14 protein-coding genes are annotated in these 16,575 nt (G+C 61.6%); 5 read left to right on the top strand and 9 right to left on the bottom strand.

Annotation, left to right across the window (positions count from 1 at the left end):
• From B5F12_RS10605 to B5F12_RS10595, 3 genes are all read left to right on the top strand, one after another.
• The coding region (locus B5F12_RS10605; RefSeq protein ID WP_143482384.1) for a DUF58 domain-containing protein at nt 1–497 on the top strand (497 nt) is incomplete at its 5' end.
• Nucleotides 494–2,716, top strand: a complete 2,223-nt coding sequence (locus tag B5F12_RS10600) for a transglutaminase-like domain-containing protein (protein WP_087234191.1) — start codon at nt 494–496, stop codon at nt 2,714–2,716. The genes B5F12_RS10605 and B5F12_RS10600, both read left to right, overlap by 4 nt.
• 51 nt (nt 2,717–2,767) lie before the next feature.
• Entirely contained in the window at nt 2,768–3,205 is a 438-nt protein-coding gene (locus B5F12_RS10595; protein ID WP_087234189.1) for a DUF3592 domain-containing protein, read from the top strand.
• A gap of 122 nt (nt 3,206–3,327) precedes the next feature.
• On the opposite strand, the gene B5F12_RS10590 is transcribed toward B5F12_RS10595, so the two are convergent.
• Genes B5F12_RS10590 through B5F12_RS10580 form a run of 3 tightly spaced genes read right to left on the bottom strand, consistent with a single transcriptional unit; the run spans nt 3,328 to nt 4,605 of the window.
• Nucleotides 3,328–3,810 carry a GNAT family N-acetyltransferase gene (locus tag B5F12_RS10590; protein ID WP_087234187.1) on the bottom strand — a complete coding sequence of 161 codons (483 nt, stop codon included), beginning with the start codon at nt 3,808–3,810 and terminating at the stop codon, nt 3,328–3,330.
• A 4-nt stretch (nt 3,811–3,814) separates the two neighbouring features.
• Complete coding sequence (locus B5F12_RS10585) at nt 3,815–4,165, bottom strand: inorganic pyrophosphatase (RefSeq protein WP_087234185.1); 351 nt, start codon at nt 4,163–4,165, stop codon at nt 3,815–3,817.
• Nucleotides 4,162–4,605 carry an NUDIX domain-containing protein gene (locus tag B5F12_RS10580; RefSeq protein WP_087234183.1) on the bottom strand — a complete coding sequence of 148 codons (444 nt, stop codon included), beginning with the start codon at nt 4,603–4,605 and terminating at the stop codon, nt 4,162–4,164. The genes B5F12_RS10585 and B5F12_RS10580 overlap by 4 nt, the downstream gene beginning before the upstream one ends.
• A 603-nt stretch (nt 4,606–5,208) precedes the next feature.
• On the opposite strand from B5F12_RS10580, the gene B5F12_RS10575 reads away from it, so the two are divergent.
• Complete coding sequence (locus tag B5F12_RS10575; protein ID WP_158096801.1) at nt 5,209–9,705, top strand: beta-L-arabinofuranosidase domain-containing protein; 4,497 nt, start codon at nt 5,209–5,211, stop codon at nt 9,703–9,705.
• Between the two features lie 79 nt (nt 9,706–9,784).
• Here the strand turns inward: B5F12_RS10575 and B5F12_RS10570 are convergent, their stop codons facing one another.
• The 6 genes from B5F12_RS10570 to B5F12_RS10545 all read right to left on the bottom strand — a co-directional run bounded on the left by B5F12_RS10570 (nt 9,785) and on the right by B5F12_RS10545 (nt 14,927).
• Nucleotides 9,785–10,153: a sulfite exporter TauE/SafE family protein gene (locus tag B5F12_RS10570; RefSeq protein WP_087234181.1), complete on the bottom strand. Its 369-nt coding sequence runs from the start codon at nt 10,151–10,153 to the stop codon at nt 9,785–9,787.
• A complete protein-coding gene (locus B5F12_RS10565) occupies nt 10,150–10,509 on the bottom strand; it encodes a sulfite exporter TauE/SafE family protein (RefSeq protein WP_087234179.1) in 360 nt (119 codons plus the stop codon). Before B5F12_RS10565 ends, B5F12_RS10570 begins: the two co-directional genes overlap by 4 nt.
• 120 nt (nt 10,510–10,629) lie before the next feature.
• Nucleotides 10,630–11,058: a CBS domain-containing protein gene (locus B5F12_RS10560; protein WP_087234177.1), complete on the bottom strand. Its 429-nt coding sequence runs from the start codon at nt 11,056–11,058 to the stop codon at nt 10,630–10,632.
• Nucleotides 11,059–11,863: 805 nt separating this feature from the next.
• Complete coding sequence (locus tag B5F12_RS10555; RefSeq protein WP_087234175.1) at nt 11,864–12,415, bottom strand: chromate transporter; 552 nt, start codon at nt 12,413–12,415, stop codon at nt 11,864–11,866.
• Nucleotides 12,412–13,005 carry a chromate transporter gene (locus B5F12_RS10550; protein ID WP_242954947.1) on the bottom strand — a complete coding sequence of 198 codons (594 nt, stop codon included), beginning with the start codon at nt 13,003–13,005 and terminating at the stop codon, nt 12,412–12,414. Before B5F12_RS10550 ends, B5F12_RS10555 begins: the two co-directional genes overlap by 4 nt.
• On the bottom strand, nt 13,002–14,927 hold the full coding sequence (locus B5F12_RS10545; RefSeq protein ID WP_087234171.1) for an NAD(+) synthase: 1,926 nt from the start codon (nt 14,925–14,927) through the stop codon (nt 13,002–13,004). Before B5F12_RS10545 ends, B5F12_RS10550 begins: the two co-directional genes overlap by 4 nt.
• Nucleotides 14,928–15,054: 127 nt before the next feature.
• On the opposite strand from B5F12_RS10545, the gene B5F12_RS10540 reads away from it, so the two are divergent.
• Nucleotides 15,055–16,221 carry a stage II sporulation protein P gene (locus tag B5F12_RS10540; protein WP_143482383.1) on the top strand — a complete coding sequence of 389 codons (1,167 nt, stop codon included), beginning with the start codon at nt 15,055–15,057 and terminating at the stop codon, nt 16,219–16,221.
• Nucleotides 16,222–16,575: the final 354 nt, after the last annotated feature.

The raw sequence follows: 16,575 nt of genomic DNA, 5'->3' as shown, positions 1-16,575 counted from the left end.
CCCCCACCGAGGACCTGCCCCCCCTGCCTCAGATGCCCGCCGGGGATAATCTAAAATGGCGGGGTGCCCCCTCCATGGAGGACTATGACCTGCGGGAGTACCGACCCGGGGACCCCCTGCGGTCCATCCACTGGAAGCTCTCCTCCAAGCACGACAGCCTGGTGGTGCGGGAGCCGGTGAAAACCGGCCTGCCTCAGGCTGCGGTCACCGTGGACCTGTTTGGAGACGGGGACCGCCTGGACCAGGTGCTGGGCCGTCTGTGGACGGTCTGTCTGAACCTGCTGGGCCGGGAGATTCCCCACACCATTGTGTGGATGGACCGGGACCAGGCCCAGCGGCAGGAAGCGGTGGCCTCTCAGGCCCAGCTTCTGGCCGCCATGGCCGATCTGCTCTCCTGTCCCGCTCCCACCCAGCCCCCCACCGTTCCCCTGGACCTGTCCCGCCTGGGGCAAGCCCCCCGGGTCCACGTCACCCTTGGAGAGGAGGATGCCCCATGAGTCGCGAACCCCTGGGCAAAGTTCCCTCTGTGCGGCAGCCCGCTCCCCCCACGCCCCTGTCCCTGACGGCGGGGGTGTTGGTGCAAGTGCTGCTGCTCTCCTCCATCCTCCGGTTTTCCCTTGTGGTCTACCAGTTCCCCGCTGAGTTCACCCCCGTGCTGGTGATGGGTCTGCTGGGGGTGGCGGTGTCCACCGTGATCTGGGCCCTGCCCCGACACCGTGAAGGCCTGGTGCTCCTGACCTTAGGGCTGACCGGAGCAATGCTGCTCTACAACCAAGCCCTGTTTGTCTACGGGGCCCAGTCCTGTTGGGAGGCCCTCACCGACTTCTGGACGGAGAACACCTATTTCTCCGTGTCCTATACCCTGCCCTACTCCCTGCCCGATTCCCAGCACCAGGCTGCCACCCAAATCTTTTTGGGCGCTGTCTTTGCCCTGCTGGCGCTGCCTCTGGGCTGGGCCATCCACCGCCTGCGGGCCTTCTGGCTCACCTTCGCCCTCACCCTGCCCTGGCTTCTGCCCGCCTTTCTGGCCGAGGTGGAGCTGGACTGGTCTGCCATGTTGGTCATCTGTGCCGGTTGGGCCGCCCTGCTGCTGTCCAGCCTGGCCGCCCGACGGGACCCCAGCGGAGGCGCCCGCATCACCCTGGTAACCTTGCCTGTGTCCCTGGCGTTGATTTGGCTAATCCTCCTCCTCTTCCCCTTCCAGCAGTACACCCAGCCCACTTGGGCCGTGTACCTCCAGGAGCAACTCAACCTCCTGGACTGGTTCCCCTCGGAGGAAACCCTGGGCGGCGGGCCATCCAGCCCCGATGCGGGACAAAATGCCCCCCGAATGGACTTCTACACCGCCGGCCCCCGCAGCTACACCGGGCGGTCCATGCTGGAGGTGTCCGCCTCCCAGCCCGGCACCATGTATCTGCGGGGAGAGGTGTACCGGGACTACTCCTCCCAGGCCTGGACGGGGGTAGAGCCCAACTCCACGGAAAATCTCTCCAATTTTGACCCCCAGTTTAGCTACTACTCCCGCTCCGCCACCATCACCAACCTCACCTCCCCCAACACCATGGTCTATCTGCCCTACCAAGCCATCATGGTGGAGGATAAGCTGCTGTTCCGTGACTCGCTTGTGGCATTTCCCCAGCCCCAGCAGAGCTATACGGTGGGGTATAACCCTCTGGATGACTCCCCCTCCGCCAAGGGTATCATTCCCTCTCTATCCGAGCGGGAGGAAATTTACAGCACCTATCTGGCCGTGCCGGAGGAGATCTCCGACAACCTGCTGGACTGGTACACTCAGGCCATGGAGGAGCTGGAGAACAGCGGCGATCCTATCCGGGCGGATGCCACGGGAGAATATGCTGGTGAGCTGAACACCGCTTCCATCATCGCCCAGCTGCTGGAGCGCAACGCCACCTATGACCTGCGCACCCCCCGCACCCCCTCCGAGGAGGACTTTGTCACCTACTTTTTGGAGGAGAGCCATCGGGGCTACTGCGTCCACTTTGCCTCGGCGGCCACCCTGCTGCTGCGCACCCAGGGCATCCCCGCCCGGTATGTCAGCGGATATGTCACCACCATCCCCTCCTCTTCCCTGGACCAGAACACGAGGGAATACACCACCCGTGTGGTGGACTCCAATGCCCACGCTTGGGTGGAGATCTACCTGTACGGATACGGCTGGTATCCGGTGGAGGTGACTCCTACTTCCACGGGAGACACCCCGAACCAGAGCCAGGCCCCTGTGGCCTCCACGGCTCCCTCTGCCGCACCCACCGCCACCTCTGCCCCCGCCACACCGACCCCCACTCCTACCGTGGCCCCGGAGACTCCGGACCAGGGCGGCATCCAGCTTCGGTTGGACTGGCTGGTGTGGGTAATGCCTGTTGTAGTCGTGGCGGTGGGGCTGTGGTTGACCCGTCGGCTCCGGTACCGACTCTGGCGCAAGATGGGCCAGGACAAGGACACCAACGCCGCTGTGCTGAAGGTCTATCGCTGGTTTGGGCTGCTGGAGCGGTTGGGCGGCAAGGCCGGGGCTGAGACCGAGGACCTGGCCCGCAAGGCCCGGTTCAGCCAGCACACCCTCACGCAGCAGGAGCGCAGCCTGGTGCTGGGCCAGTTCCGGGACGAGGTGGCGCGGCTCAGGCAGTCCGCCTCCATTTGGAAGCGCTGGCTTCTCTGGCTGCTCTTCCCTGTGGGGACAGGGAGAAGGGCCCGATAACTAAACCCCTTTTGAATGATAAAACCCACAGATTAATATGGAGGTGACCAGATGGATCGAATCATAGGCGGTATCATCGTTGCTTTGCTGTTTTGCGGCATCGGCTTTTTGTTTGCCAGAATCGGATACTGCTTTTTCCGGGACCGAAGCCGCCAGAAGCGCCGTTGCCTGGCTCGGACCCGAGGGACTATTGTGGGCATACAGCGCATGCCCATCAAAACAAGCCGACGGCGGCGGATGTGCTATTTTCCGGTCTATGAGTACACTGTAAACGACCAGGTCCTGCGGGTGGAATTGCAATTTGGCACCACACGTTGTCTCTATCACATCGGCGATGGGGTGAATGTCCGCTACGATGCCAGTCAGCCGGATTGCAGCTATCTGGAGGGCTACCAAGAAGACCACACCTCTGCCATGGGCTGTTTGATTGCGGGAGTCCTGTCCATGGTATGCGGAGTGTTTGTGCTGGCTATGGCGTGCTTGGTCTGATGCTGTACCTCACGCCCCCGCCTGGAAGCTTCTAAAACGCCAAAATGGCCTGTTGCAGCGTGATTGCGCCGCAACAGGCCATTTTTGTTCAAGAATTTGTTACACCAGCACGGAAACATGGTTTACTCTCTGTGTATGGCATAGACGTACCACTGCCAGCCGTGCTCCGGGTCCGGCTGAACCTCCTCCCGCTCCATCCCCAACTTCTCCATGAGAGCCACCGATTTCACTCCATCAATGGTCTCGGAAAAGACCTTTTTTGCCCCCAGAACATCAAACGCGTACTCGATCACAGCGTGGCAGGCCTCAAAGGCGTAGCCTTGCCGCCAAAATTTCCGATTGAAAAACCAGCCCAGCTCATACTCTCCCGGCTGGATTTGGCTAAAGAGGATGTACCCGATCACTTTGTTTGTCTCCACGTGCACCGCCGCCACGCCGCCGCCCCTTTCAATGCAAAAGGAGGCCAGAAACTGCTTGGTCTTCTCCAAGTCGTAGGGTGGCTCGGAATACTCCATGGTCTTGGCATCGCCTAAAATCTCCTGCAAGTCGGCGGCATCCTCCGGCACAAAACTGCGGATGGTCAGCCGTGGTGTGTCCAAATGCATGTCTCTAGGTCCTTTCTCTGGAAATCAAAATGCCTTTCATATACTGGGATTTGTTGTGGAACTCCTCAATCAGTTCTTTCTCCTGCTGAGTACATCCAATCAGGATTTTCATCTCCGAATCCCGCTTCCAGACATCCACCACGCACACAATGGCGTCCACGGTGTGCTCCGGCGCAGTTCCCACCCATACGTCAATGCCCTCCCCGTCCATGGAGGTGGTGTTCTTCAAATATCCGTAGTCCACCGGATAGATGGTATCGGGAAATTTGGGGTGCGCCGAACCGTTCGGGCGATCAATGACCACGTCCGATTGCCGCACCAACTCCTCTAACATGGTCCAAAATTCTTGATTCATAGGGTATCTCCGTCTCTTTCTCTTCTCCGGTACTCCTCCACCAACCGGGGCTGTATCTCCGGATAGGTCCACCGGGTGGGCAGCTGGTCCAACAGCAGCACCCGCTCCATCTCGCTGTGCAGCTGACCCTGGAAGGTCTCGATTTCAGCGGCATACAACATTCCAAAGCACTCTTCTCCCGACTCATTGACCCGATTTTTCCCAATCACCGAGTATACACACACCGGGTGTATGGAAAACGCCGCCGCTCCCGTCTCCTCCTGCAATTCTCTTCGGGCGGCCTCCGGAATGCTCTCACCAGGTTCCCGGTGTCCGCCAGGCAGTTCATAGGTGTCCCGCTCCCAGTGCTTGCAGAACACCCACTTGCCCCTGTGACGTGCCACAATCACCGCAAAGCGCAGCCGTTTGTCGTCCACTTGCTCGTAAAAATTCACTTGCATCCCGGTCACCTCCCATGTTTCTTGCTCTTTATTCTATCAAAGTCTCTCCCTTCCGGCAAGGCCATGCTGTTTGCCTGGAAGTTCATGACAACTTCCCCAAAATCCATACCAAATGACGCCCAGCCGCCTGTGGCTGGGCATTTTTCCCCTCTTCCCCGATTCTATCCTAAAACCGGGAAATCCCCCCGGTGTGTCTTCGCTTTTTTGTATCATCAAATTCACGTTTTATTATTACCATTTGTGCAACTTGACTTGATTTATCCCCTCTGTATTTTCTCCACTCTTCCCAGAAAAACCGCCACATAACACGCTATGTTTTCATGTTTTACAGCATTTTTCACAGATAGATATTTTACTGCAAGGAAAAAACCAGTACAAATTTCACCCATTTTTTCTCATGTAACTTTCTCCCATCTCCCTTGACTTCCCAGAATTCCCCGGCTAATATGGACTCACATGGTACGAATTTGCCCATCTACGGATAATTTGTATGTTTTTTATTCTAAAACAGACAAATTTAAAAATTGGGCACAAGAGAGGGGGCCCGTCTATTCCATCTATACATCCCCGGCACTTCCACCAAATGAAAGGAGCGATGTATCAATGAAACGCAAAACCTGGACCCGGATTGGCACCTGGCTGGTCAGCGCCTCCATGCTGGTGGGCATGGTACCCACCTACGTGCTGGCAGCCCAGCTGCCCCAGGCAGAGCCCCGGGCCGACGAGGGCCTGGTCCTCCACTACGACTTTGAGTCTCTGAAGACCGGCACCATTGTCAACGACGTCAGCGGCAACGGCAAGAGCGGCGAGGTCATGCCCCGCGGCAGCGGCGTGGAGACCAAAGAAGTGGAAATCTTCGGCGAGACCCAGACCGCCATCGTGCTCCAGGGCGGCCAGCCCGGCACCGGCCACAACTACGTGGAGATGCCCGCCGGCGTGCTCAATGGCCTGGACTCCGTGACCATCAGCTGCTGGGTGTATGTCAACCAGTCCTCCGGCTACGCCCGCATCTGGGACATCGGCCACAACACCACCAGCTATATGTACCTGCTGGACTCCGGCTACAACACCGGACACACCGGCTACACCGCCGCCCTCACCAACAGCGGCTGGGGCAACGAGATGGGCCCTGAGAAGGGCACCGCTCTGGATACCGGCGTTTGGAAGCTCACCACCGTCACCTTTGACGGGGAGACCAACACCATGACCATGTACGAGGACGGCGCCCAGGTGGGCGACTCGGTGGTCACCAACGCCGACCTGTCCATTCTGGAGGGCTCCACCCAGAACTACATCGGCTACGGCCAGTTCGGCAACGACCTGCTCAACGGCATGGTGGCCGACTTCCGCATCTATGACTACGCCATGACCGAGGACGAAGTAGCCGCCATGTACAACATCCCCGACGACCAGCGGGTGGAGCGGGACTATAACGCCCTGACGCTGGGCGACACCTCCGCCCTCACCGACAACCTGGACCTGCCCACCACCGGCGTGGCTGGCAGCGCCATCACCTGGGAGACCTCCGATGCCGATGTCATCACCAACACCGGCGTGGTCACCCGTCCCCAGCCCGGTGAGGCCGACGCCACCGCCACCCTCACCGCCACCATCACCTCCGGCGACGTGAGCCGCACCAAGGAGTTCACTGTCACCGTCATCGCCCAGCCCACCGATGAGCAGCGGGTGAGCGCTGACGCCGACGCCATCAACCTGGGCAGCCTCTCCGCCGTGGTGGAGAACATCATTCTCCCCACCCGTGGCGCTCTGGACTCCACCATCACCTGGGAGAGCTCCAACCAGGAGTACCTGGCCAACGACGGCACCGTGACCCGCCCCGTGGGCGAGCCCGTCACCGTCACCCTCACCGCCACCATCTCCTATGGCTCCGCCCAGGAGACCCGCACCTTTGAGGTGACCATCCTGCCCCTCTATGAGCGGCTGGACATCGTCAAGGCCGAGGCCGTGGACGTGACCACCTCCGTGGGTATCGTTCCCTCCCTCCCCGCCGTGGTGAAGGTCACCTATGAGGACTCCACCACCGGAATGGAAAAGGTGACCTGGCCCACCGGCCAGACCGGCGATATGTACGCCACCGCCGGCACCCAGACCCTCACCGGCCACGTGGTGGACTCCACCGTGGAAGTCACCGCCACCATCACCGTGGAGGATCAGGACTATGTGGCCCCCGAGGCCCAGGCCTATCTGTTCTACCTGGATGACGTGTCTCTGGACGGCACCGACACCATGTTCGGTGAGAACATGGGCCGCACCCTGGAGTACCTGAAGATCATGGACGCCGACCGGATGCTCTACAACTTCCGCACCGCCTTCGGTCAGGACACCAAGGGCGCTCAGCCCCTCACCGGCTGGGAGGAGCCCTCCGGCCTGCTGCGTGGCCACTCCACCGGCCACTTCATGTCCGCCCTGGCTCAGGCCTACGCCTCCACCGGCGACGAGACCTACCGGGACAAGCTGGACTACATGGTCACCGAGATGCGCAAGCTCCAGGAGCTGTCCCAGGGCGTGTCCAGCGAGTTTGAGACCGCCTGCACTCCCACCAGCGCCGCTCAGGAGCTGTGGAGCAAGGACCCCTCCACCTGGGGCGAGGGCTTCCTCAGCGCCTACTCTCCCGACCAGTTCGCTCTGCTGGAGCAGTACACCCCCTACGCCACCATCTGGGCTCCCTACTACACCATGCACAAGCTGCTGGCTGGCTTCCTTGACAGCTACATCTACGCCGGCAACGAGACCGGCCTGGAAGTGGCCAAGGACTTGGGTCTGTGGGTGTATGACCGCCTGAGCGCCTGCACTCCCGAGCAGCGGGCCAAGATGTGGAGCATGTACATCGCCGGCGAGTACGGCGGCATGAACGAGTCCATGACCCGTCTGTACGAGCTCACCGGCGACCAGCGGTATCTGGAGACCGCCAAGATGTTCGACAACACCGACTTCTTTGACGGCCTGGCCGCTGGCGAGGACACCATCCAGGGCCGCCACGCCAACCAGCACATCCCCCAGATCGTGGGCGCCATCCACATGTACAACGCCACCGGCGACGACTACTACTATCGGGTAGCCGAGAACTTCTGGGAGCTAGTCACCTCCCGCTATGCCTACTCCATCGGCGGCGTGGGCACCGGCGAGCGCTTCCAGGACCCCTATGAGCAGGGCGCCAACATTCTGGGCAACGAGGGCCGCGGAGAGAACTGCGAGACCTGCGCCGCCTACAACATGCTCAAGCTCACCCGGGAACTGTACCAGTACGACCCCGACAACGCCGCTTACATGGACTACTATGAGCGCACCGTCATCAACCAGATCCTGGCCTCTCAGAGCCACGACACCACCGAGTACATGCACAACGGCGTGACCTACATGCTGCCCATCGATCCCGGCCAGCGCCGTGACTTTGACAGCGACTACGGCGGATTCACCTGCTGCAACGGCACTGGTATGGAAAACCACGTCCAGTATCAGGCCGCCACCTACGCCAAGACCGATGACACCCTGTATGTCAACCTGTACATGCCCACCACCGTGGACTGGGCCGAGAAGGGCGTGAGCGTGTCCCAGGACACCCTCTTCCCCTCTGAGACCTCTACCCTCACCGTGTCCGGCTCCGGCACCTTCACCATGAAGCTCCGCGTGCCCTACTGGGCCACCGCCGGCTTCACCGTGTCCGTCAACGGGGACGTGGTCATCGACGGCGCCACTCCCAGCTCCTATGTGGCCATCCAGCGCACCTGGAACGACGGCGACGTGGTCACCGTGAACATGCCCTACACCGTGCACCTGGACAAGACCCCCGACACCGTGGACGGCGACGTGGTTGCCTCCCTGATGTATGGTCCCATGGTCATGGTGGCCAAGGACACCCGTGACACCTACGTGCCCATGAACTGGTACACCGTGTCCGCCAACGACAGCAACCTGGACCAGGTGGTGTCCATCGTGGAGCCCGCCGGCACCGGCGAGACCCCCCACCTGACCCTGGACGGTCTGGACTTCTACCCCATGTACGACGCCTACAACTACCGCTATCACGCCTATGTCAAGCTGCTGGAGACCAAGTCGGTCCTGAACACCCAGTGGCTGGAAGAGGCTGTGACCCTGGCCGAGGGCATCACCGAGGACACCTTCGTGGGTGAGGACTGGAACGCCTTCCAGACCGCTTTGCGTGACGCCAAGGCCCTGCTTAATAACCTGGACGGCGTGACCCAGGAGCAGCTCTACAACGCCGAGGTGGCCCTGGAGACCGCCATGGGCGAGGGCGAGACTCCCGAGCCCACCCCCGAGGCCAACAAGACCCTGCTGCAAAAGACCTATGACTACGCCGTGACCCTGTCCACCGACGGTGTCACCGACTCCGCCAAGAAGGCCTTTGAGACCGCTCTTGAAAATGCCAAGGTCGTTCTGGACAACACCGAGGCCACTCAGGCTGAGGTGGACGCTGCCTGGGACGCCCTGCTGGAGGGCATCTGGGGCCTGGGCCTGGTGCAGGGCGACAAGGACGAGCTGAACCTGCTCATCGCCAAGGCTGAGGCCATGGACGAGACCAAGTACGTGGCCGATGACTGGCCGCAGCTGGTGGACGCCCTGGCCAACGCCAAGGCGGTAGCCGCAGACGGTGACGCCATGGAAGAGGACATCCAGCCTGTGGCTCAGGCCCTGCTGGACGCCATTCTGGCCCAGCGCTTCAAGGCGGATAAGTCCATTCTGGAAGACCTTCTGAACAAGGCTGAAAACCTCAACCTGGAGGGCTACACCGCCGACAGCGTGGCCGTGTTCCGCTCCGCTCTGGCCGAGGCTCAGGCTGTGCTGGCGGACGAAACCCTCAGCGAGGATGACCAGAACACCGTGGACGCCGCTGTGGACGCTCTGAATGCCGCCATGGACGGCCTCACCGCCGGTGGCGCTCCCGAGACCACCGGCAAACCCCAGGTTTCCCAGACGCCTGAGGCCACCGACAAGCCCGAGAACGTGCCCCAGACCGGGGACCACAGCCAGATGCTGCTGTACGTGGCAGCTCTGGGCGGCGCTGCGGCCCTGATGGCCGGTATGGCTGCTGCAAAGCGCAAGGAACGCCAGGGTAAGTAATCGCTTCCCCTGTCCTCCATACACACACAAACCAAACCGGGACGAGCCCGGCGGCTGATGGCCGCCGGGCTTGTCCTTTCTATGTCTTCTCGTTGGGCTTCCGGGCAAACACCTCTTTGATGCCCACATACAGCATGAGCAATCCGAACAGGCGGCGCAGCAGTCCCACGTCCAGCTGCCCCGCCACCGCCCCGGCGGCGATGGCGGCGGGAATGCCCAGTACCAGGCACCACACCACCCCCTGCCACTCCACCCGCCCTCTTCTGGCGTGGGACACCAGGGCGGGGGCGGCACAGGCCAGAAAGTACATCAGGTTGACGCCCCCCGCCTGGTACTGCTCCAACCCTGCCACGGCGGTGAGGTAGAGCACCAGCAGGGTGCCGCCCCCCACGCCGCAGCCGCTGAGTACCCCGGTGGCCGCTCCCACCAAAAAGTCCAGTAGGTTCACAGCAGCAACACCGCCTTCACGCCCCCATACACCAGCAGGGCCCCAAAGCCCCGGCGCAGCCAGAGCACCGGAATTTTGTCAAACACCCGACCCGCCAGCACGCCGCCTACCAGCCCCCCGGCCAGATAAGGCAGCGCCACGGCAACGTCTACCCCGCCCTTTCTGACGTAGCTGATGAGTGCCGCCACACACAGGGGCAGCACCACCGCCACCGAGGTGGCAAAGGCTTTCCGCTGCTCCAGCCCCACCCAGCCCACAAACAAGGGAACCAGAAACAGCCCGCCTCCGGCCCCGAAAAAACCGTTGGCCACCCCGGCCAGCAGCCCAATGATGATGTATTTGCTCCGCTCCTTCACGCCATCACCCCCGGACTAGTGTTCCCTGCCAAACCCATTTCATGCAAAACGACAGAGGTGCATAAGAACGTCCGGCTGTTCTCCTGCACCTCTGTGGTTGTATGCTCCAATTCCGTGTCTCTATACCCGCTGCAACTCCAGCTTTTGGTCCACATAATTTTTACCCACCGCACCCAGCAGATTGCGCCGGGTGACGATGCCGCACAGGGCGTTGCGGTCGTCCACCACGGGGACAAAGTTCTGCTCCATAGCCAGGTCCATCACCTCTTGGAAGGTGGCCCGGATGCTCACGGCGGGGCAGAAATCACTGCGCATAATGTCTCGGATTTTGGTCTGTTCCAGCTTCTTTTTGTCGGTGGAGTTCACCGCCAGAATGTGGCGGAGAAAATCTCCCTCGGTGACACAGCCCACATATCCCCCTTGCCCGTCCAGCACAGGAATGGCGGTGTAGCTGTTGTGACACATGGTTTCCAAGCCCTGCCGCACCGTGTTGTCCTGGTGCAGTACCATGGTACAGGCCTTGGGGATCATAATTTTCGCAATGTTCATGTGATGTTTCCTCATCTCACGGGGTGATGGTATGGATGCCGGACCGCTCCACAGCCTGGAGCGGTGTCCATGATTATGATAGCATAGCTTTCTTGCTTTGGAAAGGGGCTGTCCCGGATGAAAAAAATTTTTCCTCTCTTCCTCCTGACAACTGAGTTAGCCATTGCTATCTTAATGAGTTAGCCAAATGCAACTCTAAGAAACATCAGGAGGAACGGTCCATGAATTTGACCCATGCGCATTGCACTTACTGGCAATCCCAACAGTGGAAAAACCACCATCATAAGTGAAAAAGAGTCAAACAGAGATGGTGCAACCATTGGAGCATCATCTCTGTTTTTCTTGCGATAACCTGTCAGTTCCCCAAAAACAGCTCGCCAATGACTGCCTTGTGTAAGGGGTTGACCGTCTAACCACCCGTGGTTCAGGCTTGCCAGCCTGGTGGGGACGCTCCCCGCTGGGGGTGCCTTTTGGGCGGGCAAAAGGCACCAAAACCCGCTTAGGGCGTTCCCCCCTAAGGACCTCCCTGGGGTACGAGGCTGGGCCTGCGTCAAGTCTGTATTCGGCCCGTCACCCTTGCTGTGGCCCCTGTTTGTGCCACCACACCAGGCCACTCTGGGCAACTGGCCCTATGGCCGGGTGGTTTCCACCTCCGGGCCTACCCTGGAACAGCGGCGTTCCCGCCGCCGAACATCCGGCTTTCGATGATTGCCAGACTCAAAGCCTCCCCCAGGGAGGGAGCCATACCCCTTAGATAAAACAGGGTCTGCTGCGAAGTTCAACTTTGCAGCAGACCCTGTTTGTATTACATCTGAAACATCACGCCCACCACCGCAGAAAAGGCGATGAACACAATGGGGTGTAGCTTCTTGGCGGGAGTGTAGCGCATGAGCACAAACACCAGGGCCGCCAGGGCCACGCCCATCCAGTGCACCCCCAGGGGGCTGCCCTCTTTGGCCAGGGCAATCACCGCCACTTCCAGCAGGGCCACGGTGATGAGGGCCACCGAGGCCGCCCGCAGGCCGTAGAAAATGGCGTTCACCACCCGGGACTGGCGGAACTGCTTCAAAATCCGGGCGATGAGGAGAATCACCAGAATGGAGGGGGTCACCAGGCCCAGGGTGGACACAATGCCACCCAGCAGTCCGGCGGTGTTAAAGCCCACGTAGGTGGACATGTTCACCCCCAGGGGACCGGGGGTGGACTCGGAGATGGCAATCATGTCCGCCAGCTGCCCCGAGGTAAACCAGCCCGTGCGCTGGCCCAGGTCGGTGAGGAAGGGGATGGTGGCCAGGCCGCCGCCCACGGAGAACAGGCCCACCTTGAAAAATTCGAAGAAGAGGCGCAGGTAGATCATGCCTTCTCCCCTCCCTTCTTACCGTAGATGGCCAGCCCCACCAGGCCGGACACCACCACCAGGAACACCGGGGAGCACAGAGTCCCCAGCACCTGGCCCAGGGCCCCGCCGGGCATGGGGGCCCACACCCCCACAGCGCCCGCAAGGAGCACCACCACATAGATGAGCCGGGTTTTCCAGTCCACCAGAGAGGTGTTCAGCAGCTTCAACACGCTGGACAAAATGAGGGCCACCACACCCGCTCGCACCCCGTTGAAGGCGTGAACCACCACGTCCAGGTGCATAAAGTTACTCAAAAAAGCGGCAATGGCCATGATAATCACCAGGCAGGGGAACACCACCCCCAGGGTGGCCACGGTGCCACCCAGCCACCCCATCCGGTTATAACCCACAAAGGTGGCGGTGTTCACGGCGATGACGCCGGGGGTACACTGGCCTACAGCGTAGTAGTCCGCCAGTTCCTCCTCGGTGGCCCAGCCTTTGTTGTCCACCAGCTCCCGCTGCAGGATGGGGAGCATGGCGTAGCCGCCGCCGAAGGTGCACACCCCGATTTTGGCAAAGGTAAAGAAGAGGCTCACGTATGGTTTCACGCCAGGTCCTCCCATTCCTCCAGCCACAGGCGGGCCACTGCGTCACTGGGCATCCGCCAGTCTCCCCGGGGGGAGAGGGTGACCGAGCCCACCTTGGGCCCGTCGGGCAGACAGGAGCGCTTGAACTGCTGGGCGAAGAAGCGGCGGTAGAAGTTGCCCAGCCAGCGGTGGAGGGTGGCCTTGTCATAGCGGTCGCCCAGGGCGTATACCGCCAGACGGAACACCTTCCGGGGGGAGAAGCCCCAGCGGATGGCGTAGTAGAGGAAGAAGTCGTGGAGCTCGTAGGGGCCCACCAGGTCCTCGGTCTTCTGGGCAATCTCCCCGTCCTTGGGGGGAAGCAGCTCGGGGGAGACGGGGGTGTCCAGAATGTCCTGGAGTACCTCGCCCAGGTTGCCTCCCTCCTCCCGGGCCACGTAATCCACCAGATGGCGCACCAGGGTCTTGGGAATGGAGGCGTTGACGGCGTACATGGACATGTGGTCCCCGTTGTAGGTGGCCCAGCCCAGGGCCAGCTCGGACAGGTCCCCGGTGCCGATGACCAGGCCGCCGGTGCGGTTGGCGATGTCCATGAGCACCTGGGTGCGCTCCCGGGCCTGTCCGTTTTCAAAGGTGACGGAGTGGTCCTCCATGGACTGGCCAATGTCGGCAAAGTGCTGGCGCACGGCGTCCCCGATGTTCACTTCCTGGAATCCGGTGCCCAGTTCTCCGGCCAAAATCTCCGCATTGGACCGGGTGCGGGCAGTGGTGCCAAAGCAGGGCATGGTGATGGCCAGAATATCCCGCTTAGCCCGGCCCAGCAGGTCAAAGGCCCGGGCGGTGATGAGAAGGGCCAGGGTGGAGTCCAGTCCACCGGACAGCCCCACCACGGCGGTGGCGGCGTGGGTGTGCTCCAGCCGCTTGGCAAGACCTAAGGCCGCTAGAGTCAAAATCTCCTGGCACCGCTGGGCCCGTCCCGCCTCATCTTGAGGCACAAAGGGGGTGGGAGAGATGGGCCGGGTGAGTTTGGTCTCAGATAAGGTGAAGCGCACCTCCGCCCAGCCCTCGGGGTGGCGGCTCTGGAAGGTGGTCAGCCGCTGCCGCTCGTGGCACAGCCGGCCAATGTCCAACTGGGAGATGGTCAGCCCGGTGCCGAAGCGGCGCTCGGCCAGCAGGGTGCCGTTTTCCGCAATTAGGTTGTGCCCGGAGAACACCAGGTCGGTGGTGGACTCCCCTTCCCCGGCGTCGGCGTACACATAGCCGCAGCACAGCCGCCCGGACTGGCCCACCACCAGGTTGCGGCGGTAGCTGCTCTTGCCCACGATCTCGTTGCTGGCGGACAGATTCAAAATCACCGTGGCCCCGTACTCGGCCAGGGTACGGGAGGGCGGGTCGGACACCCACAAATCCTCGCACAGCTCCACGCCGATGCGCAGGCCGGGCACATCGGGGCACTCCATGAGGGGAGAGGCCCCGTACAGCTCCTGCCAGCCCTCCTCCAGGTGGGGCAGGCGCACCAAAAAGCTGTGGTCAAAGAACAGCCCCTCCCCGGAGGCAAACCACCGCTGTTCGTAGAACTCCCCGTAGTTGGGGATGTGGGTCTTGGGCACCACCGTCACCACCTGGCCGTACTGGATGACCACGGCGCAGTTGTACAGCTTCCCCCCCGCCCGCAGGGGCATACCCAGGGCACAGAGCACCTCCAGGTGTTGGGTGGCCTGCATCACGCTGCGCAGAGCCTCCAGAGCTCCGTCCAGCAGGGTGTCCTGCAAAAAGAGGTCGCCGCAGGTGTAACCGGTGAGGCACAGCTCGGGCAGGACGAGAATTTTCACTCCCTGCTCCTGGGCCTCCTCCATCAGGCGGACAATTTCCGCCCCGTTGTGGGCGCAGTCGGCCACCCGGATGGAGGGGGTGCCCGCCGCCACGCATATCAAGCCGTCTTTCATGGGAAAACAGCCTCCTTCTTCACAATACATCGGGAAATATCATATCCTAAATTGGCAGCAATTGCAACCGCTCCCCGGCGGTTCTATCCCCCCGCCCCCCGGCATAGGTTGTGGAGAGGTGAATGCTATGCAAAAGAACAGGACAAGTGCCCCCCTGCTGCGCGGCGTCCGGCAGGGCATCGCCCTCTTCCTGACAGCTGTGGCCCTGTGGATCGTCTATCTCACCGCCGACCCCGCGGTGGCCCTTGAAAAACTCAAACAGCTGGCCCAACTGGACCAGCTCACCGCCGCTCTTGTGAATTTGGAACTGCCCTGGGACACCCAGCCCTCCACACCCCTGTGGCAGCAGGTGATTCTGGGCCAGTCCTCCCTGCTGGCCGGGGCCGCCCAGGCCACCCCAGCCCCGGTGGCTACCGAAACGCCCCAGCCCACGGCCACCCCGGAACCGACGCCGGAGGAAGAGGAACAGGATAAAACCCCCGAGGAGCCCCCGGCCAAAACCACCACCGCCCCGGACGGCATCATTCCCAGCACCCTGAAAGCCACCGACTCCCCGGTGTATGCCACCTATGACACCGTGAGCATCCGCAACTACACCGACTACACCCTGGACGTCAAAGCCCTGCTGGAGGCCGCCCCCAAACTCACCCCGGCTCAGGAGGGCCCCGACATTCTCATCTATCATTCCCACGCCACCGAGGCCTATACCATGGACGGCACCGACATGTATGAGGAGAGTGACAGTTATCGTACCCTGAATACCGAACAGAACATGGTGCGGGTGGGCACCGAGATGACCAAGATTTTGGAGGCGGCGGGACTGGAGGTCATCCACGACACCACCCTCTACGACTACCCCGATTACAACGACGCCTACAACCGCTCCTCCCAGGCGGTGAAGGAGACGTTGGACAAATACCCCTCCATCCGCCTGGTCATTGACGTGCACCGGGACGCCCTGGTGGCCAATGATGGCACCATCTATAAGACGGTGGCGGGCACGGTGGAGAACTGCGCCCAGGTGATGATGGTCATGGGCACCGACTCCCTGGGCCAGACTCACCCCAATTGGCGGGTCAACCTGTCCCTGGCCACCTCCATCCAGAAGGCCCTGGCGGATAAGTGGTCCACCCTGGCCCGGCCCATCGCCCTGCGCACCTCCCGGTTCAACCAGCACTACTCCACCGGGTGCCTGCTGGTGGAGATCGGCAGCCACGGCAACACCCTCCAGGAGGCTATCACCGCCGGGCGGCTGTTCGCCCGTACCATTGCGGACCTGTTTCAAAAGCAATAGCCTGAAAAAGGTGGAAGTAGTCTGAAACAGGCCACTTCCACCTTCTCTTTTCTCTTTTCAAGCCCTCTGGCTTGGTGGGGACGCTTCCCGCTGGGGGTTTCTTTTGAGCGGGCAAAAGAAACCAAAACCCGCTTAGGGCGTTCCCCCCTAAGGACCTCCCTGGGGTACGAGGCTGGGCCTGCGTCAAGGCTATATTCGGCCCGTCACCTTTGCTGTGGCTCCTGTCACTGCCACCACACCAAGCCACCTTGGGCAGCTGGCCCTATCATCAGGTGGTTTCCACGTCCGGGCCTACCCTGGAGAAGCGGCGTTCCCGCCGCCGGGAGCCAGGCCCCCGTTAGCTGGAAACAGCGG

Origin of the sequence: Pseudoflavonifractor sp. An176 (genome assembly GCF_002160435.1) — a bacterium.
Lineage (GTDB): Bacteria > Bacillota > Clostridia > Oscillospirales > Oscillospiraceae > Enterenecus > Enterenecus faecium.
The sequence above is the reverse complement of the archived record's forward strand: the minus strand, read 5'-3'. Positions and strand labels throughout refer to the sequence as shown.

Coding starts and splice junctions, on each gene's coding strand:
- B5F12_RS10600 (WP_087234191.1), top strand. CDS start 494: ATGAGTCGCGAACCCCTGGGCAAAGTTCCCTCTGTGCGGCAGCCCGCT.
- B5F12_RS10595 (WP_087234189.1), top strand. CDS start 2,768: ATGGATCGAATCATAGGCGGTATCATCGTTGCTTTGCTGTTTTGCGGC.
- B5F12_RS10590 (WP_087234187.1), bottom strand. CDS start 3,810: ATGCATTTGGACACACCACGGCTGACCATCCGCAGTTTTGTGCCGGAG.
- B5F12_RS10585 (WP_087234185.1), bottom strand. CDS start 4,165: ATGAATCAAGAATTTTGGACCATGTTAGAGGAGTTGGTGCGGCAATCG.
- B5F12_RS10580 (WP_087234183.1), bottom strand. CDS start 4,605: ATGCAAGTGAATTTTTACGAGCAAGTGGACGACAAACGGCTGCGCTTT.
- B5F12_RS10575 (WP_158096801.1), top strand. CDS start 5,209: ATGAAACGCAAAACCTGGACCCGGATTGGCACCTGGCTGGTCAGCGCC.
- B5F12_RS10560 (WP_087234177.1), bottom strand. CDS start 11,058: ATGAACATTGCGAAAATTATGATCCCCAAGGCCTGTACCATGGTACTG.
- B5F12_RS10555 (WP_087234175.1), bottom strand. CDS start 12,415: ATGATCTACCTGCGCCTCTTCTTCGAATTTTTCAAGGTGGGCCTGTTC.
- B5F12_RS10545 (WP_087234171.1), bottom strand. CDS start 14,927: ATGAAAGACGGCTTGATATGCGTGGCGGCGGGCACCCCCTCCATCCGG.
- B5F12_RS10540 (WP_143482383.1), top strand. CDS start 15,055: ATGCAAAAGAACAGGACAAGTGCCCCCCTGCTGCGCGGCGTCCGGCAG.